This is a genomic window from Acetobacterium sp. KB-1 (assembly GCF_003260995.1).
Lineage (GTDB): Bacteria > Bacillota > Clostridia > Eubacteriales > Eubacteriaceae > Acetobacterium > Acetobacterium carbinolicum.
This window is the reverse complement of sequence record NZ_CP030040.1, coordinates 2,202,997-2,227,295: the sequence shown is the minus strand read 5'-3', so window position 1 is coordinate 2,227,295 and position 24,299 is coordinate 2,202,997. Positions and strand designations below refer to the sequence as shown.

Annotated in this window: 27 protein-coding genes and 1 riboswitch; of the genes, 18 read left to right on the top strand and 9 right to left on the bottom strand. The window is 42.3% G+C overall.

Features of this window, described 5'->3' with window-relative positions:
- Nucleotides 1–11: 11 nt before the first annotated feature.
- The 5 genes from DOZ58_RS10330 to DOZ58_RS10310 form a co-directional block, all read right to left on the bottom strand.
- The gene (locus DOZ58_RS10330; protein WP_111888212.1) at nucleotides 12–539 is read right to left on the bottom strand and encodes a hypothetical protein; all 528 of its coding nucleotides are present in this window, start codon (nucleotides 537–539) and stop codon (nucleotides 12–14) included.
- A gap of 322 nt (nucleotides 540–861) precedes the next feature.
- Nucleotides 862–1,023: a major capsid protein gene (locus DOZ58_RS18550; protein WP_162624496.1), complete on the bottom strand. Its 162-nt coding sequence runs from the start codon at nucleotides 1,021–1,023 to the stop codon at nucleotides 862–864.
- Nucleotides 1,024–1,334: 311 nt separating this feature from the next.
- A complete protein-coding gene (locus DOZ58_RS10320; RefSeq protein ID WP_111888210.1) occupies nucleotides 1,335–1,592 on the bottom strand; it encodes a hypothetical protein in 258 nt (85 codons plus the stop codon).
- A gap of 59 nt (nucleotides 1,593–1,651) precedes the next feature.
- Nucleotides 1,652–1,840, bottom strand: coding sequence for a hypothetical protein (locus DOZ58_RS10315; RefSeq protein ID WP_111888209.1), 189 nt, complete (start codon nucleotides 1,838–1,840; stop codon nucleotides 1,652–1,654).
- Between the two features lie 10 nt (nucleotides 1,841–1,850).
- Nucleotides 1,851–2,057, bottom strand: coding sequence for a hypothetical protein (locus DOZ58_RS10310; RefSeq protein WP_111888208.1), 207 nt, complete (start codon nucleotides 2,055–2,057; stop codon nucleotides 1,851–1,853).
- 182 nt (nucleotides 2,058–2,239) lie between these two features.
- On the opposite strand from DOZ58_RS10310, the gene DOZ58_RS10305 reads away from it, so the two are divergent.
- From DOZ58_RS10305 to DOZ58_RS10235, 15 genes are all read left to right on the top strand, one after another.
- Entirely contained in the window at nucleotides 2,240–2,725 is a 486-nt protein-coding gene (locus DOZ58_RS10305) for a CarD family transcriptional regulator (protein ID WP_111888207.1), read from the top strand.
- An 89-nt stretch (nucleotides 2,726–2,814) separates the two neighbouring features.
- Nucleotides 2,815–3,927: a PIN/TRAM domain-containing protein gene (locus DOZ58_RS10300; protein ID WP_111888206.1), complete on the top strand. Its 1,113-nt coding sequence runs from the start codon at nucleotides 2,815–2,817 to the stop codon at nucleotides 3,925–3,927.
- A gap of 187 nt (nucleotides 3,928–4,114) precedes the next feature.
- Nucleotides 4,115–5,515 carry an RsmF rRNA methyltransferase first C-terminal domain-containing protein gene (locus DOZ58_RS10295; RefSeq protein WP_111888205.1) on the top strand — a complete coding sequence of 467 codons (1,401 nt, stop codon included), beginning with the start codon at nucleotides 4,115–4,117 and terminating at the stop codon, nucleotides 5,513–5,515.
- A gap of 11 nt (nucleotides 5,516–5,526) precedes the next feature.
- Nucleotides 5,527–5,931 (top strand): DapH/DapD/GlmU-related protein, encoded by a 405-nt coding sequence (locus DOZ58_RS10290; protein WP_111888204.1) that lies wholly within the window; start codon nucleotides 5,527–5,529, stop codon nucleotides 5,929–5,931.
- Between the two features lie 8 nt (nucleotides 5,932–5,939).
- On the top strand, nucleotides 5,940–6,431 hold the full coding sequence (locus tag DOZ58_RS10285) for a DUF523 domain-containing protein (protein WP_111888203.1): 492 nt from the start codon (nucleotides 5,940–5,942) through the stop codon (nucleotides 6,429–6,431).
- Nucleotides 6,432–6,529: 98 nt separating this feature from the next.
- Entirely contained in the window at nucleotides 6,530–7,582 is a 1,053-nt protein-coding gene (locus tag DOZ58_RS10280) for a D-alanine--D-alanine ligase family protein (protein WP_111888202.1), read from the top strand.
- Nucleotides 7,583–7,702: 120 nt separating this feature from the next.
- Nucleotides 7,703–8,134, top strand: a complete 432-nt coding sequence (locus DOZ58_RS10275; RefSeq protein ID WP_111888201.1) for a DUF1934 domain-containing protein — start codon at nucleotides 7,703–7,705, stop codon at nucleotides 8,132–8,134.
- Nucleotides 8,135–8,273: 139 nt separating this feature from the next.
- Nucleotides 8,274–9,950: an arginine--tRNA ligase gene (gene argS / locus DOZ58_RS10270; protein WP_111888200.1), complete on the top strand. Its 1,677-nt coding sequence runs from the start codon at nucleotides 8,274–8,276 to the stop codon at nucleotides 9,948–9,950.
- A 1-nt stretch (nucleotide 9,951) separates the two neighbouring features.
- Nucleotides 9,952–10,659 (top strand): ThiF family adenylyltransferase, encoded by a 708-nt coding sequence (locus DOZ58_RS10265; RefSeq protein WP_111888199.1) that lies wholly within the window; start codon nucleotides 9,952–9,954, stop codon nucleotides 10,657–10,659.
- Nucleotides 10,660–11,018: 359 nt separating this feature from the next.
- Nucleotides 11,019–11,504, top strand: a complete 486-nt coding sequence (gene ispF, locus DOZ58_RS10260) for a 2-C-methyl-D-erythritol 2,4-cyclodiphosphate synthase (protein ID WP_111889742.1) — start codon at nucleotides 11,019–11,021, stop codon at nucleotides 11,502–11,504.
- Nucleotides 11,501–12,190: a 5'-methylthioadenosine/adenosylhomocysteine nucleosidase gene (locus DOZ58_RS10255; RefSeq protein WP_111888198.1), complete on the top strand. Its 690-nt coding sequence runs from the start codon at nucleotides 11,501–11,503 to the stop codon at nucleotides 12,188–12,190. The genes ispF and DOZ58_RS10255 overlap by 4 nt, the downstream gene beginning before the upstream one ends.
- 2 nt (nucleotides 12,191–12,192) lie before the next feature.
- Nucleotides 12,193–13,380 carry an alanine racemase gene (alr, locus tag DOZ58_RS10250; RefSeq protein ID WP_111888197.1) on the top strand — a complete coding sequence of 396 codons (1,188 nt, stop codon included), beginning with the start codon at nucleotides 12,193–12,195 and terminating at the stop codon, nucleotides 13,378–13,380.
- A gap of 13 nt (nucleotides 13,381–13,393) precedes the next feature.
- The gene (locus DOZ58_RS10245) at nucleotides 13,394–14,203 is read left to right on the top strand and encodes a transketolase (protein ID WP_111888196.1); all 810 of its coding nucleotides are present in this window, start codon (nucleotides 13,394–13,396) and stop codon (nucleotides 14,201–14,203) included.
- Nucleotides 14,204–14,205: 2 nt separating this feature from the next.
- The gene (locus tag DOZ58_RS10240; protein ID WP_111888195.1) at nucleotides 14,206–15,144 is read left to right on the top strand and encodes a transketolase family protein; all 939 of its coding nucleotides are present in this window, start codon (nucleotides 14,206–14,208) and stop codon (nucleotides 15,142–15,144) included.
- Between the two features lie 157 nt (nucleotides 15,145–15,301).
- Nucleotides 15,302–15,901, top strand: a complete 600-nt coding sequence (locus DOZ58_RS10235) for a nitroreductase family protein (RefSeq protein WP_111888194.1) — start codon at nucleotides 15,302–15,304, stop codon at nucleotides 15,899–15,901.
- Between the two features lie 211 nt (nucleotides 15,902–16,112).
- Here DOZ58_RS10235 and DOZ58_RS10230 read toward each other — a convergent pair whose 3' ends face one another.
- Nucleotides 16,113–17,681, bottom strand: coding sequence for a DUF2284 domain-containing protein (locus DOZ58_RS10230; protein ID WP_111888193.1), 1,569 nt, complete (start codon nucleotides 17,679–17,681; stop codon nucleotides 16,113–16,115).
- A 192-nt stretch (nucleotides 17,682–17,873) separates the two neighbouring features.
- Nucleotides 17,874–18,482, bottom strand: coding sequence for a hypothetical protein (locus tag DOZ58_RS10225; protein WP_111888192.1), 609 nt, complete (start codon nucleotides 18,480–18,482; stop codon nucleotides 17,874–17,876).
- 472 nt (nucleotides 18,483–18,954) lie between these two features.
- Between DOZ58_RS10225 and DOZ58_RS10220 the strand changes: the two genes are divergently transcribed.
- Nucleotides 18,955–19,875, top strand: a complete 921-nt coding sequence (locus tag DOZ58_RS10220) for an AAA family ATPase (RefSeq protein ID WP_111888191.1) — start codon at nucleotides 18,955–18,957, stop codon at nucleotides 19,873–19,875.
- Nucleotides 19,876–19,917: 42 nt separating this feature from the next.
- The gene (locus DOZ58_RS10215; RefSeq protein ID WP_111888190.1) at nucleotides 19,918–21,684 is read left to right on the top strand and encodes a nitric oxide reductase activation-like protein; all 1,767 of its coding nucleotides are present in this window, start codon (nucleotides 19,918–19,920) and stop codon (nucleotides 21,682–21,684) included.
- A gap of 156 nt (nucleotides 21,685–21,840) precedes the next feature.
- On the opposite strand, the gene DOZ58_RS10210 is transcribed toward DOZ58_RS10215, so the two are convergent.
- Nucleotides 21,841–22,629 (bottom strand): family 1 encapsulin nanocompartment shell protein, encoded by a 789-nt coding sequence (locus DOZ58_RS10210; protein ID WP_111888189.1) that lies wholly within the window; start codon nucleotides 22,627–22,629, stop codon nucleotides 21,841–21,843.
- Nucleotides 22,630–22,653: 24 nt separating this feature from the next.
- The gene (locus DOZ58_RS10205; RefSeq protein WP_111888188.1) at nucleotides 22,654–23,001 is read right to left on the bottom strand and encodes an encapsulin-associated ferritin-like protein; all 348 of its coding nucleotides are present in this window, start codon (nucleotides 22,999–23,001) and stop codon (nucleotides 22,654–22,656) included.
- A gap of 233 nt (nucleotides 23,002–23,234) precedes the next feature.
- A riboswitch (cobalamin riboswitch) is annotated at nucleotides 23,235–23,421 on the top strand.
- 154 nt (nucleotides 23,422–23,575) lie between these two features.
- On the opposite strand from DOZ58_RS10205, the gene DOZ58_RS10200 reads away from it, so the two are divergent.
- Nucleotides 23,576–24,244 carry a hypothetical protein gene (locus tag DOZ58_RS10200; protein WP_111888187.1) on the top strand — a complete coding sequence of 223 codons (669 nt, stop codon included), beginning with the start codon at nucleotides 23,576–23,578 and terminating at the stop codon, nucleotides 24,242–24,244.
- Nucleotides 24,245–24,299: the final 55 nt, after the last annotated feature.

The window sequence follows — 24,299 nt, the reverse complement described above, 5'->3', positions numbered from 1 at the left end:
AGTAAATTCAATCACCTGACAACTATCTTAACACATAGTGTATCATCAACCGTTGTAGTCATAGTATAAGATCCTCGATCTACATTAATAACCGTTCCATCTTCATTATAATTTGTTGGATTATCTACATTAGTAGCTAAATAATCCTTAAAATCATTATAAACATCACTTATTCCTATTTTTGCTAATTCGACCGCACCCATGGTTTTTGCTACTCCTCCAGCTAGGTAATCAGCCTGGGCATTCATCCATGCGGCTTTCTTAGTGGCATCAGCTTCTAAAGTTTGAGCAAATTCGTCTTTTAACTCGATTAAATCCGTTTCTGGTATTGTGAACGTACTTGACATATTGCCTTGCATATAGGCGGTAATGCCCATCATAACAAGCATCGCTCTAAAAAAATATGTACTAACAACTGATTCTTCAGCATAAACAACATTAACATTTTGCTTTGTTTCAATAATGGATAACATCGGCATATAAAGAACGGTAACCGCCAATATTAATGCGATGATTTTCTGTTTCTTTAGTTGACACATCTTAAAACCTCCGTTAAGATTAAAATATTATGGAAAGGAGAACAAATTTTATGTCCTCACTATTTCTGGTTCTTATGCTTTTATGGTTTCTATTTGATACAATATTATTTTTAGTAAATCGTGGTATTATCAAAAATAAATCAATTGAAAGTCTATTAGCATATTTTAAAATTAATAATATTCCATTCAATACTATTTCAACAATTATTACAGTTATACTTGTAATAACACTCATGGTTTCCGTAGCCATAAAGTAACCCTTATGAAAAAAACCTACCTATCAAATGCACTTGATAGATAGGCTTTTTTCTTGTCCATATGATTAATTTGTAGATCTCTTGAATGCTTTTGCAGCCAATTTATAAACAGCAAAGATAACAGTAAGGCCAAGTCCAGCAGTCATAATTGCAATTACAGGAGCAGACATGTCTCCAATAGCATCAGTAAATGCTGTTTGAACAGCCGTAATATTTTCAGCAGTCATATTTATCACCTCCTTTCATCGTTCTACTTCATCGAATTTTTAAACGCTCGTACTAATGACAAAAATGAAAATGACATTAACCAAACGCCTAAACCAAATACATAAGATATAATAAAACCTGAAAAAAAAGACTGTAATACCGAAATCATCGCATGGCCTTCATTTCAGATGTAGTTATCAAGGCCATAATTCCACCATATATAATACCTAGAAACAACGATATGTAATCCATATAAAGCGGTAATAAAAGCTTGATTTGATTAATAATACCGTATGTTAAAGACAATTGATCGAGTATAGCCTGATCCATTTTAAACCTCTTTAATAAAGATGGGCTTACCTTTGAGATCACAAAAGATATTAACTTTCTTACCAACAAGCCGATCCAAATCAACTCCCAACTTTGAAAGGGCATCAGCGGGCATGTATTTCTTGTCTGCTTTCATACCTCTGATATTTTCGCCTTTATGTGTAACAAAAATATTGTAGCCATCCATTTGCTTACCATCATCTGTCTTAAAGTCTAGTCTTTGGTAACCTACTAAATCATAGTTCAATACATCTTCCATTTTTTATATTCTCCTTTAAATTAATTTGCCCGTATTAAGCCGATAGCACAGCCGGATTACTATATTGCTTCTCTTACGTCTGTAATCATTTTAATCGCATCATCAAAGGTATCAAGAATATCAATAAAAATACTACATACATCAGCTTGATACTCTTTTCGCGTTCCGGGAACTTCATCACTAAAAGCCCGACGAAGTGAAATCATAATATTTCCATTATCATAATAACGCTGAATAACTGTAAACATTTTAGACCTCCTATATTAAATCATATGCTTTTTCTAATTCTTCAGCTTCTTCTAATGATATGATTTTGATATTGACTGAAAAATTAATAACTGAAGTACATCTTGACGTAATTAAATTAATCATCGTTATATTATTGATTCTCTGTTCTTCAATCAACCTATCACTAAAATACTCCAAATCACGAACTAGCACTGCTTTCATTTCTTCTTTGTTCATTTTCGTTAACCTCTAATCATTTATATTCCGCTATTCTTGCGGTCAATTAATGATACATCTTGCATTTGACCATGATTATCTAAATAAATATTGACAGCGGGATAAGTTTTTTATAAAATAAAAGGCTTATTCTTTTTTTATATGTTATAATGGGAAGAGAATCGATGATAGGAGTGGTTGAAATGTATAAAATTGGGGATAAAATTGTTTATCCGATGCACGGAGCAGGTATCATTGAAGCAATCGAAGAACGAGAAATATTTGAAGAAATAAAACCTTACTACATCATGCAGATAGTATCCGAGGGTTTGCAAATTTTAATTCCCGTTGATAAAGTTGATGATATTGGGGTAAGAACCATTGTGACCCAGCCAGTAATTGATGAGATGATCGAAACACTGAAATTACCAATGGACGAGATGGAAAAAAACTGGAATAGGCGCTATCGGGAACACCTGGAACGATTAAAAACCGGCGATATTTTTGAAGTAGCCAAGGTTGTTAAAAACCTTATCTTATTGGATCGCTTAAAAGGTCTCTCAACCGGAGAAAAGAAAATGTTGAATAATGCCCGAAATTTCATCGTCAGTGAAATGGTTTTAATTCAAGATAAGGACAAACAAGAAATATTAGATTTGATCAATAGTTCGGTACACAGTGAGGCGTGAATTTCACGCCTTTTGTTGTATTTAATAGTTTAATCTTAAGAATCAAGTGCTATAATTACATGGTAATATTATGAAAGGAGGTGAAGATAATGATACAAAAGATACTTCGCGTGTCGTTCGGAATTGTTGGAGTTCTGGTTGGGATGGCTTCAGCCAATGTATTGGTAACCAATACATGGATTTTAAAAACGCTAAGAATTAACCTGACTCCGGAATTGGAAGTTGCCCTTTATGCAGCTCTGATTGTTCTATTTGGACTTATATTTTTCATTCTATTCCCGCTGATGCTCAAGGGCGTAAAAAAACTCTCAAAAGTTGTTGAGACCAGCATGGAAAATGTCCGGCTCATTGACATTGGCCTGGGCATCGGTGGCTTGGTGATTGGCCTGGTGATTGCGATGCTAATCAGCTTTGCATTTTCGCAGATTCCGATTCCCTGGATCGGTGGACTTTTAACCATCACGATTTATATAGTATTAGGCTATATTGGTTTTTCCTTACCGATTAAAAAACGGGAAGACATTCTCCAGTCGCTTCAGAGTGTTAAGCGGGAAAAGGATGGCAATGTGCCAGTTGGTCAAAAGCGACCCACCAAAAAGAAGGGCGCGGCCATTCCCAAGCTACTCGATACCAGCGTGATCATTGATGGACGGATTTTTGATATCTGTAAAACAGGTTTTATTGAAGGTCCCTTAGTGATTCCGGTATTTGTGCTGAATGAACTCCAGTTGATTTCGGACTCAGCCGATGAATTAAAGCGGAATCGGGGTCGTCGCGGTTTGGATATTTTAAATAAAATTCAGACTGATCTGGACATTGAAGTGCAAATTACGGAAGAAGATTTTGAAGATACCCATGAGGTGGATTCAAAATTGGTAAAACTGGGAAAATCAACCAAAGGTAAGATTTTAACCAACGATTATAATCTTAACAAGGTTGCCACGGTTCAAGGGGTGGACGTGCTCAATATTAACGAGTTGGCCAACGCCGTGAAACCAATTGTTCTGCCGGGTGAAGAAATGAAAGTTCTGCTGGTAAAAGGCGGAAAAGAAAACGGCCAGGCCGTTGCCTATCTGGATGATGGAACCATGATTGTTGTTGAAAATGGCAAAAAATATATCGGAACCACCACCACGGTTATTGTTACCAGTATTCTGCAAACAGCAGCTGGACGGATGATTTTTGCAAAACCAAAGAAATAACGAACCAGCAATTATAAGTTCTCGACAAAAACACCAGCGCTTGCGCTGGTGTTTCTATTTCGGCGTTTTTTGACAAATTTATTGTAATTAACAGGGGCTTTACGTATAATGAAATAAGTATTGTTAACAATCGGCGCAGGGTCAGAGATGGCTTTGCAGAAAAATTTGCAGGAAAATGGGGATCATCATGGAACTACCTGAAGCGTTTAAAGAAAAAATGAAAAATCTGATGGGTGAAGCCTATGAGAGCCTGCTGGATTCTTATGATCAACCCGAAAGCAAAGGCATCCGAACCAATACCCTAAAGCTGGAACCTGAGGAATTAGCCAATAAATTACCCTTTAAAACCCAGGGTGTGAACTGGTGCAGAGAAGGATTTTATATTGATCATACGGTGCGGCCGGGTAAAAATCCCCACTATTACGCCGGGCTCTATTATGTCCAGGAACCGACGGCAATGGCGGCAGTTGAAGTACTTGATCCGAAACCCGGGGATTGGGTGCTTGATCTCTGTGCGGCCCCAGGCGGTAAGTCCACCCAAATTGGTGCCCGGCTTCAGGGTACGGGGGTGTTAGTTGCCAATGAGCTGGTTAATACCCGGGCTGGAATCCTGTCCACTAATATCGAACGGATGGGGTTAACCAACGCCATTGTCACCAATGAATTTCCCGAGCGATTGGTGGACTCTTTTTATCAAAGCTTTGATAAGATTCTAGTCGATGCGCCCTGCTCCGGCGAGGGCATGTTTCGTAAAGACCCGGGAGCTCTGGCCGATTGGAGTCTGGAACGGGTTGACCGCTGTATGGGTAAGCAGGAAAAAATATTAGAAAGTGCCCATCGGCTGTTAAAACCCGGCGGGGTGCTGGTCTATTCAACCTGTACCTTTTCGCCGGAAGAAAATGAACAGATGATTGAAGCTTTTATTGAGAAATACCCCTACACCCTGGAAACCATCGAGTTACCCGGGATTATCGATCATGGCCGGGTCGAATGGACCCACAAGCAGCAGCAGGAGATCGCTAAAACACTACGGATTATGCCGATGACGGTTAAAGGCGAAGGACATTTTATTGCCAAACTGATAAAATCAACCGTCGTTACTGATACCATTGAGATTAAACCGGGATACGCTAAATCACGGTTGAAAAAGGCCACCCGCATCGAGCTACAAGACTATAACGATTTTGCCAAAAATAATCTGGCAGCGGAATTTTCTAAAGCATTCGAAGACCGTCTTTATCTGCTGGGTGAACATCTCTATGCCATCCCGGAGGGGGTGGTGCTGGAGCGGATTGCCAATTTAAAACTCTTGCGGACTGGTCTTCATCTGGGAACCTTTAAAAAGAATCGCTTTGAACCTGGCTATGCACTGGCAATGGCGCTTAAGTTGTCGCAGGCTAAAAATGTCTGCGACTTAACCGATGAAGAGCTGGCTTATCAGTATCTAAAGGGTGAGGCATTAAACCTGGAAGCAACCAAAGGCTGGGTTTTGGTTGGCTATGAGGGCTATTCGTTGGGATTTGGAAAAGCCAGTGAGGGTTTGATTAAAAATCACTATCCCAAGGGGCTAAGAATCAGGAAAAAATAGGAGAACAACGGATGGGTAACCAGGCGAATAAAAAGCAGATTCACCCCAGTGCGGTAATTTCTAACGATGCCCTGATTGGAAGTCGAACCATCATTGGTGCCGGGGCAATCATCGGAGCGGGTGTAGTTATTGGTGAAGATTGCCAGATTGGCACCGGCGTAATCATCGAGTCAGACAGCAGGATTGAAAACAAGTGTGTATTGGAGCCCGGTGTGATAATCGGTAAGGCGGTAACGCTCAGTAAAAATACCAAAATTGGGATTGGTGCCCGGATTACCAATGGGGTAAGCGTTGGACCTGATTCGGTCATAAAAATTGGTGAAATCGTCTTAAAAGATATGATTTATAAAATGGTTTTTAAACGGGGTGCCTGGATTTACCGGGAAGACAGTTTAAATGATAAAAACGATGAGTGAGGGAAAAAATGAATCAAAAAGATTTTACTTGTTTAAAAGAAGCTTTGGAAAAGAAAAAGAAGATTTTAGTATCCAGTTGTTTATTGGGAATGAAGATAAACTATGAAGGAAAGGCCCATCCGGTGGATGAGCTGCGACAACTTTTTCTTCAGGGACAGGCGATTCCAATTTGTCCGGAAGTGCTGGCATCAATGCCGATTCCCCGAGATCCGGCTGAAATAGTCATAGTCAATGGAGAACGGAAAGTGTATAATAATAAAGAAGTTGACGTAACCGAAGGATTTCGTCTGGGGGCCCAGCGAAGCCTGGATACTGCCCGGACATCCGGGGCAAAAATTGCAATTATGAAAAGCAGAAGTCCGTCCTGTGGTTGTGGGGAAATTTATAATGGAACCTTTAGTGGAAATTTGGTTGCTGGGGACGGTATCGCCGTAGCCTTATTAAAAGAAAACGGCATTCGCGTCATCACCGAAGATGATTTTTTGGAGTGTTTGAAATAATTAGGCCTTTGCGAAGCAATTGGCAAAGCCGGCGTCAGTTTGTTATCGGTTTTACAAAATCATAACAAGGCGATCTCAAAAGAAAAGTGAGGAATAGTATGAAAAACAAACTCAACATTGGAGTGGTTTTTGGAGGACAGTCGGGCGAGCATGAGGTTTCAAGGGTTTCTGCATACAATGTTTTGGGTGTCATCGATCGGGATAAGTATAATATTGTCACCATCGGGATCTCAAAACAGGGGAAATGGTTTTTATATGCTGGCGATGCCGAGAAGATTAAAGATGGTTCATGGGAACAGGATCAGAAAAACCTTACCGCAGACTTTTCAATCTTTGACCATCCGGAAATATCCAAGATTGACGTTTTTTTTCCGGTTCTTCACGGTCCGATGGGCGAAGATGGGACGATTCAAGGGGTTTTTGAAATGCTGAATAAACCCTATGTCGGGTGTGGTGTGCTAAGCTCAGCAGTGGGAATGGATAAAGTTTTTTCTAAGATTATGTTTCAAAGTGTGGGAATCCCCACCGGGAAGTACATTTATTTCCGGGAAAATGACTGGAAGTGCGATCCCGATGCGAAAATTGCAGAGATTGAAAAGGCATTGGGGTATCCTATTTTTGTTAAGCCAGCGAACATGGGCTCCAGCGTTGGCATCACCAAAGCCCACGACCGAACTGAACTCGTCGCTGCGATTAAAGAAGCCTTTGTTTATGATAATAAACTGATTTTGGAAGACTTTGTCAAAGGGAGAGAAATTGAATGTGCGGTCCTTGAAGTTGGCGACGCTATTCGGGCCTCGATTCCCGGGGAGGTTATCCCTTCTAAAGAGTTTTATGATTATGAGGCCAAATACTCAGCCACAGAAGACTCCAAGGTGGTCATACCGGCAGATCTATCTCCGGAAATCACACAAAAGGTGAGGGATTATGCGATCAAAGCGTTTGAAGCCATTGAAGGCTCTGGGTTAACCCGGGTGGATTTCTTTGTTACCGAAGATGAGCGCATTTTAATTAATGAAGTCAACACGCTGCCAGGATTTACAAATATCAGTATGTACCCAAAAATGTGGGAAGCCACCGGAATTGGGTATATAGAACTTGTAGACCTGATTATTGCGTCAGCAAAGCGGAAACGCACTACTGTAAGCTAAGTCGTCCGGTTTCTTTATGATGCGTAATCCTAATAAAAACTTAAGAGGATAATTTTTCTTGATAAAAGAACCCATCAATGGTTTAATAGTGGAAGAAATTATACCTCTAGGAGGAGACCAATGACTGAAGAAAGAAAAAAAGTATGGTTATCCATTTCGGGAACCGTCAAAGATGAAGATGAAAAGGATAGCCTCGAGTTCCTGACCGAAGGAGACTTATATAAAGAAGCCAATCGATCCTGCGTCACGTATAATGAATCGGAAGTTTCCGGTATGGAAGGAACAATCACCACCGTCTGTGTTGATGCACAAAAAGTGTCAGTCATTCGTTTGGGAACAACCAACTCGATTATGGAGTTTGAACGTGGAAAGAGAAACCTGACCTGGTATTCTACCCCTTACGGGGATGTGACCATGGGGATTTTAACCAAGGATGTATTTGTAAACTATAATGAGGATGAAGAGCCGACCAAGGTCTCGATCGACTATAACATCGAAATTGAAGGCGTTACAAATTCTCAAAATATCCTGAATATAAAAATTACCCAATAGAAAATGGCAGCAATGTCAATCACTGGAGAAGCGCCAAGAGCGCTTCTCCTTTAAATTTCACTTGAGCGGGAATGACAAAAATGCGCAATGATCTGAATATAATCTAAACATAAATAAAAAGAGTGAGAGGAAATTAAGGATGTACATACGCGAAAAGATCACCGAACAACTTAAAAAGATCATCGGAGAAGCCCTTAATCAAACAATTGAATCGGGAGCATTGGCGATAGAAATCAAACCGGATCTTTTTCTGGAAATGCCCAGAGAAAAAGACCATGGTGATTATTCCACCAATATCGCCATGCAGCTTCCCAAACAGACGAAGAAAGCCCCGCGTTTTATTGCTGAAACCCTGGTGGCCAATATGAAAATTGCAGACTCTTATGTTGAGTCAATTGAAATAGCCGGGCCGGGTTTTATTAACTTTAAACTAAAACCCTACTGGCAGTATGCGGTTTTAGCAGAGGTAGCCGAGTTGAAAGCGGATTATGGCCGGAGTCAGAAAAATGCCGGGAAAAAATTCAATCTGGAGTTTATTTCAGCCAATCCCACCGGACCAATGCATATGGGAAACGCCCGAGGTGGGGCCATTGGCGATATTTTAGCGGCGGTGGCCGACTGGACTGGCTATTCTGTTACCCGGGAATTCTATATTAATGACGCTGGAAACCAGATTGTCAAATTTGGCGATTCCCTGGATGCCCGTTACCGACAATTAATGGGCGAAGAGTTCCCCTTTCCTGAGGATGGTTATCAGGGTGAAGACATTACCGAACATATGAAAGTTTTTATTGAAGTAAATGGTGATGTTCACCGAACCATGACCCCGGAAGAACGTAAACCGATATTGATTGATTATGCACTAAATAAAAATCTTACCCAAATGCGAAGTGATCTGGAAGCCTATGGGATCCACTATGATGTCTGGTTTTCAGAACAAAGCCTTTATGACAGCGGTGCTATTGAGAAGACGATTGAGCTGTTGGGAAAAGGCGGATTTACCTACGAACAGGAAGGTGCCTTATGGTTCAAGGCCACCGAATTCGGTTCTGATAAGGACGATGTTTTAATCCGCGCCAACGGACTGCCCACCTATTTTATGGCCGATATTGCCTACCATATGGATAAGTTTATTAACCGGGGCTTCAATCGCTGCATTAACGTCTGGGGCGCCGATCACCACGGCCATGTGGCCCGGCTTAAAGGGGCATTATCGGCGGTCGGTATTGATGCCGCTAATTTTGATGTGGTCATCATGCAACTGGTGCGACTGCTCCGTAATGGCGAAGTGGCAAGAATGTCTAAGCGTCAGGGAAAAGCCATTGCACTGACGGATCTCATCGACGAAGTAGGCGTCGATGCCACCCGCTTCTTCTTTAATCTGCGCTCGCCAGACAGTCATTTTGACTTTGATTTGGATCTGGCCATTGAGCAATCTAATGATAATCCAGTGTTTTATGTGCAGTATGCCCACGCCCGAATTTGCAGCATCATCCGTCAGATGAAAGAAGAATTGGATAATACGATTCCCCTGGATTACGGTCGACTGATCGCAAAAGAAGAATTAAACCTGATGGAAATCCTTTCAAATTTCCCAGATGAAATTGTGACGGCCGAAGATAAATTGGACCCCAGCCGAATTACCCGATATGCCATCGATTTGGCGGCGGCATTCCACAGTTTTTATAATGCCTGCCATGTCCGGGTTTCCGACAAGGCCTTGATGAAAGCTCGCGTTGCACTGATTGAAGCAACTAAGCAGGTGATTCAAAATGCTCTGAGTATTTTGGGCGTATCTGCTCCAGAAAGAATGTAAAATGAAAACAGAAGCAGGTATTTTTGATCGAACTGAGAAACTAATTGGACAATCTGGTTTGGATAGTTTAAAAAACTCACGCGTTATCCTGTTTGGTGTTGGCGGGGTTGGCTCATTTGTCGCTGAGGCGCTAATTCGTAGCGGAGTTGGTTTTTTAACCATTGTCGATAAGGACATCGTCGAGTCCAGCAATCTCAATCGTCAGATCATGGCCAATGTTAAAACCATCGGCAAGAAAAAAGTCGATGTGATGGCCAGAAGGCTGATTGCCATCAATCCGCTGTCCATTGTTCATCCCATGCATCGATGCTATACCCCGGAAAGTTCTCCGGAATTTCATCTCCAGGATTACGACTATGTCATTGACGCAGTGGATATGGTAACCGCAAAAATTGATCTGGTCATCAAAAGTCAGCAAAACAAGGTGCCGATTATCAGTTGCATGGGAACCGGAAACAAGATGGATGCCAGTCGTTTTATTATTACCGATATCTATGAAACCTCAATTTGTCCGCTGGCCAAAGTGATGCGTAAAGAATTGCGGGAACGGGGCGTAAAATCCCTAAAGGTTCTTTATTCCACTGAAGAACCATTAACCAGAGAAAACCCGCCGGGCAGTATTGCCTTTGTTCCCTCGGTGGCCGGACTGCTGATTGCCGGTGAAGTGGTACGGGATCTGCTGAGAAATGGAAATATAGAAGAAAATTAACAACAGATATTTGCTGCCAGATTAAATAGCTTAAAAACCTTTTGAGTTATTTATTTGGTGGCATTTTTTTTGGTTATTTATGTTATAATTCTAATGTAAATTGAAGCGCCCGGAAAATTCAAATCATCAGGGTTTAAGAATACAGCAGCGCAAACGACTAGAGCCTTAGAAAGCGTAAGTAACGTTCCAAAAGGTTTCATGATTTTTCTATTTGTAAAAATAAAATCAGTTGTCAACTGAATTGTTTTTTTGGATCGGAGCAGCTAAATATAAACATGCGCGAACGAAATAATCCTGTACAAATGGCTAAAAATATGGTTAAATCTACTTGTGAAAGGTGGTTGGAGAGGAGCAAGATGATACGGATTGGAAGCGGTTATGACGTCCATCGTTTAGTAAAAAATCGACCACTCATTTTAGGTGGTGTAAAAATAAAACATTCCTTGGGTCTGCTGGGACATTCAGATGCGGATGTGCTTGTGCATGCCATTATGGATGCGCTTTTGGGAGCGTTGGCGCTGGGTGATCTCGGCAAGCACTTTCCGGACACTGATAGCGCCTATAAAGATAGTGACAGTTTATTGCTGCTTGAGAAAGTGGGGCAACTGGTGGCCGAAAAAGGGTATCGGATCAATAACATTGATTCAACCATCATCGCCCAGGCGCCAAAGCTGGCACCTTATATTGACAGCATGGTGGAAAACATAAGCAGAACCCTGGGCTTATCTGGGAATTGTATCAGTGTAAAAGCCACGACCGAAGAAGGCCTGGGCTTTACCGGGAGCGAGCAGGGAATTGCTGCCAACGCAGTAGTGAGTCTTTTGAAAGGAGAAATAAGCAGATGATTGGTATTATTGCAGCCATGGACAGTGAGGTTCGTGACATCAAGTCGGCAATGGAAGATAGCATCAAGATCCACCACGGAGGGATGACTTTTTTTAAGGGAAAACTCAACAAAAAAGAAGTTGTAGCAGTTAAAAGCGGAGTTGGAAAAGTCAATGCTGCTATGTGCACCCAGATTTTGATTGATCTCTTCAAGGTAACAACCATTATCCATGTGGGTGTGGCTGGTGCGGTTCATCCCGATCTGGAAATTGGTGACATCGTCATCTCAGAAGATAGTTGTCAATATGATATGGATGCCCGGGCCTTTGGTCATCCCCGGGGTGAAATACCAAACATGGATATAACCTTTTTTAAAGCAGATCCGACTTTGATCAAGCTAGCTGAGGCCGCCGCCGAAGCGCTCCAGGTTTCCTACCAGACGGGTCGGATTATGACTGCAGATTTGGGGGTAGACTCCAATAAGCTTAAAAAAGAACTGCGGGAAGAATTCGGTGGTTTGTGTGTCGAAATGGAAGGTGCGGCAGTGGGCCAGGTGGCGATGCAAAACCAGGTTCCTTATCTGGTGATTCGCTCCATGTCGGATAAGGCCGATTCCAATTTGACCGATGATTACAAGAAAAACCTGGAAGCGTCGATTAAGAATGGGGTCGCAATGGTGCTTAATATGATTCCGGGAGTCGCGTAACGATGAAAGAATTGGCACTCCGCCCGACCTGGGCAGAAATAGACTTAGATGCACTGATTAGCAATTATGAAGAAATTCGCCGAATCGTCGGGCCTGACGTAAAAATCCTGGGGGTTGTCAAAGCCGATGCCTACGGACATGGTAGTTTGGAATGTGCTAAAACCCTTTGTGAAGCCGGGGTGGACATGCTGGCCGTAGCTTTTATTGATGAAGCCATTGCGCTTCGACAGGGGGGCATCACCGAACCGATTTTACTGCTGGGATATACCTCAAAAGAACATATTCCTGATTTGATCCGCTGGGATGTGATTCCCGGAACCTATCAGTTTGACTTTGCCAAAGCCTTATCAGAACATTGTCAGGAAAGCGGCATTTCTCATCCCGTCCATATTAAAATTGATACCGGTATGGGGCGAATTGGGATTGGCTGGCGCGAGGCCTCACAAGTAATTGACGCGATGAATCAATTGGAGGGCATTGAACTTCAGGGGTTGTATACGCATTTTTCGACCGCAGATGCTGCTGATAAAACCCACACCAAGGAGCAGATCAGGCGTTATCAACAGGTTCTTTCGGAACTGGAAAAGAAGAATATTGTCATTCCCATCAAGCATATGGCAAACAGTGCCGGAATATTTGATGTCGAAGGGGTTCATTTTGATATGGTACGGCCGGGGATTATTCTTTATGGGCTTTATCCATCAGCTGAGGTTGATCGGTCAAAAATTGATTTAAAACCAGTCATGACCTTAAAGTCAACCATTGTACACTTAAAAACCCTTCATCCGGGAGAAACGGTAAGCTACGGCAACCGTTTTGTTGCCGATGACGATCGGATTATCGGTACCTTGCCAATTGGCTATGCCGATGGCTACACGCGGATGTTAAACGGTCTGGCCAAGGTCTTTATTTCCGGCCAGCTCGTACCCGTGGTCGGTAGTATCTGCATGGACCAATGCATGATCGATTTAACCGATGTGGAAGCGGTTTCCCTTTATGATGAGGTGGAGCTTTTTGGTAACAACATTTCAGCCGATGTACTGGCTAATGCATTGGGAACCATCAATTATGAAATTACCTGTATGGTAAACAAACGGGTGCCCCGGGTGTTCATTAAGGACGGGGCTCTTCAGTCCATCAGACGTGACATTTTAGATCGACAAATCAACACAAACAGTGATATTTATTAAAGAGGAGAATTAAATGGCATTTTTAGAAGAAACCGTTAGGGGTATTCGCAAGGATATTGTAAAAATGATTGGTAAGGCCGCTTCAGGTCATCCTGGAGGCTCATTGTCGTCAGCAGAAATTCTGACCCTGCTTTATTTTGAACAAATGAATGTGGATGTAAACAATCCCCGCAAAGAAGATCGGGATCGTTTTGTGTTGTCAAAAGGACACGCTGCTCCGGTGCTTTATGCAACGCTGGCAGCAAAAGGCTTCTTCCCCAGAGCCGAGCTGGAAAACCTGCGACAACTGGGGTCGATCCTTCAGGGACATCCGGATATGAACAAGGTACCCGGGGTTGATATGTCAACCGGCTCTTTGGGACAGGGAATTTCGGTGGCTGCCGGGATGGCATTGGCCGGAAAAATGGACAATAAGGATCATAAGATCTATGCTTTACTGGGTGACGGCGAATTACAAGAAGGTCTGGTTTGGGAAGCTGCTATGGCAGCCAGCCATTACCAGCTTAATAATCTGATTGCCTTTGTGGATAACAATAATCTTCAGATTGATGGCGCTATTTGTGAGGTGATGTCACCATTTCCCATCGATGGCAAGTTTGAGGCCTTTGGTTGGAACGTGATTACAGTGGAAGACGGCCACGATTTTGATGAGTTGCGAACGGCTGTGGAAGTTGCAAAAAAATCAGAGGACAAACCAACCGTGATTATTTGTAAAACGGTCAAGGGTAAATGCGTTTCATTTATGGAAAACAATGCGGGATGGCATGGAAAAGGGCCGAATGCAGATGAAGTGAAACAAGCATTGGCAGAATTGGAGGCTTAATCATGGCAGATAAAAAATCAACACGACAGGCATATGGCGAATATTTAGTGAAGCTGGGCGAAAAAAACAAAAATTTGGTGGTTTTGGATGCCGATCTCTCAGGAGCAACAAAGACCAACGTCTTTAAAAAGGCCTGTCCCGAACGGCATTTCAATGTCGGGATTGCGGAAGCAAACCTGATGGGAATGTCCGCCGGTTTGGCAACCGCAGGAAAGATTCCTTTCGCCAGCACCTTCGCTATTTTTGGCGCTGGACGAGCCTATGAAATTATTCGTAACAGTATCTGTTACCCGAAGCTGAATGTAAAAATTGCCTTAACTCATTCGGGGATCTCAGTAGGTGAAGATGGCGGTTCACACCAGTCGATTGAAGATATTGCGCTGATGCGGGTAATCCCCAATATGACGGTTTTATCACCGGCAGATGCGATCGAAACAGAAAAGATGATGGATGCCGCAATGGAAATTGACGGACCTGTTTATATTCGTTTGGGCCGCAGTGACGTACCCGTTCTTTTCGATGAAAATTATAAATTTGAAGTAGGAAAAGCCGGCTTATTAAAAAGCGGTGATGATGTAACCATTATTGCCACCGGTCTGATGGTGGGACCAGCTCTGGAAGCGGCACAGCTTTTAAAAGCAGAGGATATTTCGGCCAGAGTATTAAATATGGGTTCCATTAAACCCATCGACGTAAATGCCATAAAAGACGCTGCCGTTGTTACCGGTGCTGTTGTTACGGCTGAAGAACACAGCATTATCGGCGGCCTGGGCAGTGCTGTTGCTGAAGTATTATGCGATGTCGCCCCAGTACCTCTGGAACGGGTTGGTGTTAAGGATCTCTTTGGACAATCCGGTAAGGTTACGCCATTGATGGAAAAATACGGTTTAACGGCGAAAGATATTGTAGCGGCTGCTAAAAAAGCCATCGGCCGAAAATAATAGCAAAAACCTAAGCAAAGAAGCAAAAAAACAGGGTCATCAAGACGCTGTTTTTTAGCGTTTTGCAGAAAAATTTGAATTTGTGGGTAATTAAGGTATAATGATTAGTATGAGGTCATACGAACAAATATTTTTTAAATAGAAAAGGAGTACTTACATGCCATTGGATTTTAAAGAAGCAATAGAGCAAAGGCGCTCGATATATGGAATTAGCGATGAAAGTACCATTACTGCGGAAGAAATAATGGAGATCGTCGACCATTCAACGAAGCACGTACCTTCGGCATTTAATTGCCAAAGTCAGCGGGTAGCAGTATTATTTGGAGAGAAACATCTGGAATTCTGGAGTATCGTGATGGAAACACTCAGAAAAAAAATTCTGGCTGATGAATTTCGGTCTACTGAAAATCGGATCAGCAGCTTTGCCGCAGGATGTGGAACATTGCTGTTTTATGATGATACGTCTGTTACTAAAAGTTTGATGGAAAGGTTTTCACCCTACCGGGATCGGATTCCGGATTGGGCTGAGCAGGGCAATGGGATGTTGCAGTTTGCCATTTGGACGCAATTGTCAGCAGCAGGTCTGGGTGCAAGCCTGCAACATTATAATCCGATCATCGATAATGATGTAAAGACTGCTTTTCTGATTCCGTCGGATTGGCGACTGATTGCCCAGATGCCCTTTGGTGTGCCTACCGAAGACCCTATTGAAAAAGTTTTCGAGCCCATTGAACGGCGCGTCATTGTCATTGAATAATCAAAAAAAAATGGGTTATCCGTGGTTTGAGGTTGTCGATAAACGACCGTACCGACCAATTGTTAATTTGTTGTTCGCTGCGGAATCGGACAGGCGAAGCAGTGTCCGCTCCGATGCGTACAACATGATGTAACAATTGTCGGTACGGGGTTATCTTTTTTGATAGTCTGAAAGCACCGGTTATCCGTGCTTTTTTTTGAGGGTAAGGCGATTATTCAAGCAGTAATAAACCATAGTATTTAACAAACTCATTCTTAGAAGCCAGTGTCTTTAAGGTTTCGCCGTTGTTTCTTACGGTTTCGAAGACATCAATGCCGGACCCTTCCATTGAGGGACGGCGATTTTTCGTGTTAAGACACGGTTTATCCAAATCACAGGCGGGGCAGATGTGACAGGGTCCGGACCAGAAGGCAAAGGCCTTGTGAAAACCGCCAATAAAGGCTAAGCGTTCTGCTTCTAAGATCTTTCGTTGAAATTCTCCGGTTCCCGGGGTTCCTTTAATTAGAAAAGCCCTGGTGTAGCGGGAGATTAATCGGCCGGTTTCTTCAAAGGGGATCTCGTTGGCCTGACAATGTTTGAGATTGGCCGATGAGCAACCAAAGGCACATTTGTTTTTGGCAAATTCGGTAACCACCACCGAATCGGTGGTAATTTCTAAGACATCATCAAAGCCGATGTTAAGGATTGGATGCTTGAGGCGTTGCATCGGTGTCAAAGCCAGAGCTTCCACAAATGATGGCGATTTTCCGGAAAAAATGACAGCAGTATCGGTTTCAAGCGGAATCAGAGCAGTGGTGGTGAGACCGGCTGCCTCAAATTTGTGGATGACTTCATTTGCGGAACAAACCTGGCCCTCAAAATGGATCATCCGATTGATTCCAGATAACCTGGCCATCAGGGTTGCATGCTCGTCAAAGGCGTCGTGAAGCATCAGGATACCATCTGGCTTAAGCATCGGTAAACAGGCGAGTACTTGATTTAGAAACAGCGGCTGATCCTTACTGATTGACAAACGGGTGAAGATAATCAGAGCATAGGCCTCATGATTTTTGGCAGAGGCAGCGCGCAGTTTATCAAAGGAACTGGTATCGATCGGCTGTGCTTGGGGATCATTAAAAACAGCAACGTCAATCGGAAAGGGATCATCGTCGCAAAGCAGGGTGATCTCCAGATCGGGAAAGGCATGGAGAAAACAATCTGCCATTGTTTGAGCTCCGGGACCGCCGATTAGAATTTTCCCGGACAAGGCGGGGAAGAATTTAACGCATTCAAGCGCTTTCATGCGAGTCAATTCATGGATTGCCTTAATCTTTAGTTGATTAAGCTGTTTATTGGCTAAATACTCCGGCCCACTATTTTGTTCAGTTGGTGTGTTTTTTAGTAGTGAAGATTTCAACTGACGCCATTTTTGAGATTGTAATTGCCGCAGTTTGATGGTGTCGCCCAGATAATCTGGACTGGATGAAAGCAGATAGCACTTGGTTATGATGGCATTGCTGTAACTGCCCTGATAACAAAAAAGAAGCCCCAGACTTTCCAGTAGCGGCAGAAATGACGACAATGCCGTGGCATCAGTTTCGATTTTTTCTGAAAGTGCTTGGGCATCGGCGCCATTATCTCCGAAGGAATTAAGAATTTCAAAAAGATCCAGTTCCAGGGCGGTAAATAAAGCTTCAGATGCCCAGTTGGCGGTTGAAAGGTTTGCCAGATACTGGCCGCCATGGGTATGGGGGTCATAGCTTTTTAAAGAGAAGTAATGATTTTTTTCTAAATTTTTCATCAGGATTTCCTATTCTTGAAATTTTTAGGGGGTAGAAATAACGAACAATTTTTATGCACATAAATTCCCGACTAAAATGCGGGCGCAGGACCAAAATGTTGATTGTTATTTTGATACTAATGTCATGATGTACATATTTGTAACAGCAACTTGTTTATTTTCAACTAGTGGTTAATGATTCATGCGTTATGATCATAGCAGGGCTTCTATTTGTTTTTTTGACCTTTTATCCAATATCTCTCCTAGTAATGCGTTTTGGATAAAGTTTTCTATTTTATCTGTTCGATGCTCTTTCCTGATAACAAGAAGTACCTTCAAGAGATCAAGCAGTATTGATTTTCGCATGGTTTCCTTAATGGACATGAGATTAAAGGTAATAAGTCTAGAAGCTATTTTATCATGTAAGTCAGGCTTAGATGAAGCTATTTCGCCCAATGACTGAATACATTGGCGTATCGTGATGGGTTTTTCATCGTTTTGGAGTTGTAGATATTTATCAATGGTATCGTCTATTTTGTTTTCGGTATCCCACTTTACATTGTTGGCAATCAAATTCAGTCCGATATTTCTTTGATAAGAATTTTCACTTTTTAGTTTGCTTTTGAAGGTATCCCAATACGGATAAACATCGTCAAAAAAGAATGATCTGTTTTGCAGAATGAGAAATACCTGATATCTAATGGTGTTATCTTTTAAGGAGAGCCATTCTACAAGCTGCGGAATATCATCTTTGTTTAATGTCTTTGACGCTTCTTGTAAGTCGCTTTTTGAAATCGACATAATTTGCTCTAGCGTAATCAATCTTTATCCCTCCAATTGAATATTAAATAAGCTGTTATATTTTTTATTAGCCTTATGATGCAAGAAGTTTTGTGTTAACTATAGCATATTTTACCATATAAAAAAAGATCGAGTACCCGCGGAGGGTACAAAAACAGATAAACCACAGTCAGGAGACCTTCATGCGCGGCTTTATGCTTAAAGAGTTCATTTAGAAATACAATCACGAGGCCATGCAATGAAACCGATCATCCAACTGGATATCAAAGAGCGATCCTTCGCTTTGGAGGATTGCTCTTTTTAGCGGAACTTAGAACAACCGGCTTTATATGAATTACCGGTATTTGGCGGTTTAAGATAAGAGTCTTAAAAAAGGATAAATTTTTGTGCTTTTGCATTTTTTCTAACTATTCCGCTGGGTTTTGTGTTATATTCAAATCATTCTAAATAAACTGACAAAATCGATGCATGGCATTGACAGAAAGGAAAACGAATGAGATTAACACAGGAATTACTAAAACAGGGAATCAGCGAAAAGCTGCTTGACGATATAAAATATTTCAAACACTTTTATAAACTGGAGGAGCGTCTTCAGGATCGGGTTCCCAGTACCGAAACTGTTTTTTATGGCAAGGACATCTGGTCGATGTGTATTACTGCCATTCTAGAGGGCGAGAACATTTTACTCTCCGGTCCCAAGGCCACCGGGAAAAATGTCCTGGCCGATAATATTTGCGAGCTTTTTAACCGTCCTCAGTGGAACACCTCCTTCCATGTCAACACCGACAGCTCCAGCCTGATTGGCACCGATACTTTTATTGATAATGAGGTACGACTGCGACGAGGATCGGTTTATGAGTGTGCCATAAACGGCGGCTTTGGCGTTTTTGACGAAATCAATATGGCAAAAAACGATGCCCTGGTGGTACTCCACTCGGCTCTGGATTATCGAAAGGTGATCGATGTGCCGGGCTATGAGAAAATCAAGCTCCACGACGCCACCCGGTTTATCGGCACCATGAATTATGAATATGCCGGGACTAAGGAGCTAAATGAAGCCCTGGTATCTCGTTTTATGACCATTGATATTCCCCAAATTGAGGAAGAAACCCTGATGCTGATTTTAAAGGATTATTTTCCGGATGCCAACCCGGAAATTCTGGCCCAGTTTGCCGGTGTTTTTTTGGATCTTCAAGCCAAGGCCAGAAATTCGGAAATCTCCACCAAGTCTGTCGATCTGCGGGGGATTATCGGGAGTCTGCGCACCATCCGCCGAGGCTTAAAACCGATGCTGGCGGTCGATATGGGGGTGGTCGGAAAAACCTTCGATCAGTTTGAAAAAGAAATCGTTCTGGATGTCATCAAAACCCGGATCCGGGAAAGCTGGGATTGTGCCGATGTTTTTTCCGGCTAAGGCCAGAATCGGCCCAACACCTGAAGAAGGGAGGAACAGGCCATGAAGGATGCAAAATGGATCTATCAGGACTATGAATTTGACAACCGGGTATCCAATCTGATGTGGACGGTTTCCGGTGATTACGATGAAAACATGGACGTCGGAGAAAAGAGCTTTATTTCAAAAAATGTGGCCCTTTACCATGCCGTAACTGCCGGGGGAAGGCGAAAGTTCATTAACTGGCCCAGTGTCAAGAAATACGTCATCAGTCGTTATCGGGCGGGTTTTAATAAGGATATTCTCCTGAGTCTTATTGCTATGGGGAGTGATGTGGTAGTGGAAGAAAAAATTATTGCCGAACGCCCCGGAGTTTATGATATCCGCAAAGATGCCTACGATGATATTCTTCGCAATTATTATAAGCTTCACACCGACGATCTGATGGAAAAGGTACGTCACGCGATGATCCTAAAAAAGATTGGTAAAGCGCCGATGATGGACACCGAAACCCGAAACATCGCCAGCGATCTGGAAAACCTACAGGATCGGGAGGATACCATTGAGTTATTAAAAGGCATTGAAGAAATCTATGTGAAATATTTTCCGATGTTTGTGGAGGGCGATAGCGGTGATTCCAGTGAATCGGGCCACAATAAAAATCATCTCCGCGGCGATTTTTCTGATTTTATGTTAGAAGAGATGTTTGACGAGCCCGAAGACCTGGACATTGAAGCCTCCATTGAAGACATTGCCGAGGCTCTGCTGGGAGAATCCCAAGGAGATCAGTCCAACGTATCCAATGATGCTGACAACCGGATTTTGCGGGTGCAGGAAGAGGATATCGAAAAAATCTATGAAAAAGTGGCTTACTATTACGGAAAATCGTTTTTGGATATCAGTGAAGTCAAAAAGCTTCAGAACCGGGTATGCAAAGACGCCCATGGCAGCTGCCGGATTCATATGACCGATGGCGTCGTCCGGAGTGACAGTGATAATGAATTTCAACAGAAATATGTGCAACGGCACCAGATTAAAAATACCGATGTGTTTCGCGCTAATTACAAGGTGTTCAAGCGCAACATTAATAAGCTTCGGGAAAGCATGTCCCGAACCCTGGTTCAGGAAGAAATTATCGACGCCATCCCTTCTGATGCCGGGAGGCTGATTCCCAGCAAACTCTGGCGGATTGGTCGTAGCAGTAATAACAAGGTTTTTGTAAAAAATATTGATAATAACAAGGGGAGCTTTGTGGTGGATATCCTTATCGATTCCAGTGGCTCCCAGCGACGTAACCAGTCCAATGTTGCGATTCAAGCCTATATTCTGGCGATGGCATTAACCCAACTGGGGATTCCTAATCGGGTGCTGGGTTTTTCCAGTTTTCTTGACTATACAGTCATCAAACGCTTCCGTGATTACGAATCGCCCCTTTCAGCCAATGACAACATCTTTGAATATTATTGCTCCGGCAACAACCGCGACGGTTTGGCAATTAAGACCACCTGTGAAGATCTCATTAAGCGAGGGGAAGATAATAAGATTTTAATTGTCCTCAGCGACGGCCGCCCCAACGACATTAAGGTGGGAAAGGGTCAGGTTAATAGTTTAACCCAGGCCTATCGGGGTCGGGTGGCTATTTCTGACACCGCCCGGGAAGTTCGAACGGCCCGCCAACAGGGTATTATGGTACTGGGGGTCTTCACCGGAAAAGAGCAGGATCTGATGGCTGAAAAGCTGATCTATGGCAAGGATTTTGCCTATATTAAAGACATTAACCGCTTTGCTGATTTGGTTATTAAGTATTTAAAGCAAATTATTGTAAGTTAAAAAATAAAACCGCTAAGCATCAACTGCTTGATGTCTTAGCGGTTTTTTTGGTACTATTTTGTTATCCTATAATTGTTATCCTCCGCCATAAAAAGATCAAACCGTTTTGTAATAAGATCGATTGACGCTCCTGATTGATAAAACGATGGGAAACGCTTATAGCGTATAGGAAATAATAATATTTTCGTCCAACGCGCGGAAGGTAAAGCTTTCGGTGATAAACAGTTTGACATTTTCTTTATCATAAGATTCAAAACCGATGGCAAAATCCTGTCCGATGGTCAGTTCAAAGTTTGGATTATCATAAGGGATCAGAAAAGCGCCATCAAGAACGGTGCTTAATAGTATTTTTCCACCAATGAGGGCTTCGATCTGTTTAATCAGCGGATACCCATGAGAGCTTATATTGAGACGATTATAAGCCACCTCACCAACAATTAATACAAAGGGACCGGCTTCAAATTTTTCTCTTAGTGTAACCAGGCCTTTTGAGATTGCTTCCATAATTTGGGAGTCTGTTTTACCAAAGGGTATTTTTTCATTAACGGTTACCGATTCCAGACCTTTAATCTGACCAGCTTCAAAGCCTTTATACACGACCGTTTCTTCAAACTCGGCAATTCTTTGGACAGCTTCTTCCAGATTAGTTAAATCAATATCCTTGGCACCACGCGTCAGGTTATCCATCTCCCAACGGTTTAAGGTGAAGCTTATTCTTGCTTCAACAAGTGGTTTGATCTTGAAAACACCGGTTTTAACAAGGTTTTCATCGTCATTAATTAATTCGAGTCGACCTTCCGATACGCTAGTAAAATCAAGACCTTTCGGTCCATTTACCGTGACGGCCTTTCTTGCTGTTAATCGACTTTTTAACACGGCTTCCGCTCGGCCATCAATTTCGCTCCAGGCGAGTTGAGTTAAGGGTGCGATTTCTCTTTTTAACATTTTTTCCTCCTTGATTAATGCGCGTTATTTTTTTAAATCACCGATATGGATACCGGATATATTTACAGACTCGGGTGCCGCTTCATTTTCTTCGGCTTCCAGAATTGAACCATCGACAAACAGGTACGTTCGCAGTTCTTCATCCCATTTGTCCATATTTCGTCTTAACCATTCAATGGCCATGCAGGCGTGTTCAATTTCTTCGTCCCGGTTATGCGCCATAATTCCTTTTAATTCAGGATCACTCGTTGCTGCCACGCGTTGGTTATACCAATCAACAGCTTCTAATTCTTCTTTTAAACTATTGATGGCCCGAGTGATGTTCATCGTTTTTTCATCTAATAATTCAATTGGTTCATGATACTGTGCCATAAAATTTCCTCCTACCTTCTAAATATTGGATATATAATAATTATACCCAAATGATTGTAGACTAACAGGATTTATGTTATCTTTGCAAAAAATTGTTAGTTTAAGTGAAAGCGATTAAGATTTTTAAAGAATCAATGTGTATTGTATCAATGGGTAGATAGCAGGCGCTAATGCTAAAAAAGATCATCCTGATTACGCTCAGGAAATTACTATGATCGGTCAGAATAAACCCTTGCCAAAAAATACGTTTTAGATTAGTATAGAGTCAAACCATGACAGAAGGAATGCGGTGGGAATCCGCAACAGTTTCTTTGCTACTGTAAGGCGATCATGGGTGCAGGTGGTCATTGGGTTATCCGAGAAGGCCGTTTGCAACAAGCCCCGCCAAGTCAGGATATTTCCAAATGGTTAAGATGTTTGAAGCTTCAAAGAAGGCTACAACGTGTGAGACCATTTAGAAATACAGGATTTGGAGAAATTTTTTCCCTTATCTGGACAAAAATATGGCACACATTTTGTAAACCTTTTAAAAAGGTTTTTTTAGCTTTTTGTAGATGTCGAGAAAGAGGAAGAGATGGAAAAAATTAGGATAATAGAGTTACCGGTTGATGTCAATATGCCGATGCTGATGAAAAAAATGAAATTAACATGTGATTCACCAGTTTATGATGAATACCAAAATGCGGTGGAGCTTTTAAGAAACCAGATAAAACCGATGGCGATCATTAAAGCCTGTCCGGTTGAGACGTTTTCGAAGCATTTAGTTGTGATGGATGGGATTAAGTACAAGAGCAAAACCCTTCATTATTTGTTAAAAGACCACGAACAGGTGTTTTTGTATTTGTTGACAATCGGTGAAATGCCAACAAAGCTTCACCAGATTGAACATTATTTTTTGCAGTCGCTTAAGTTGCCAATTATGTATGGTGCCATGAAGCACTTGAAAGCGGCAGTTCGGGAAGACAATCATCTTAAGCAGGTGGGAATAGCGAATCCCGGTCTGATCCAGGATTGGGCAATTCAGGATAGCAAAGCTATTTTTGACAGCTTTGGCAGTGCCTCCCTGCAGATCGGACTAAAGATGGGTAAAGGCTACATTATGCGTCCTGTCTACAGTTCTTCCGGGATTCTCTTTGATGATTTTCAAAATTATTGCGATTGTGCAGCGTGCAGCATCGATGGCTGCATTGCCAGAGAGGAAAAGATGACGGACGACGAAAAAAAGATGGCAAGTGTTGGGTGAAGGCAAACAGCGCGCGATCTTTTATAGAAGTGCCATTTGCGACAAAATTGTGATA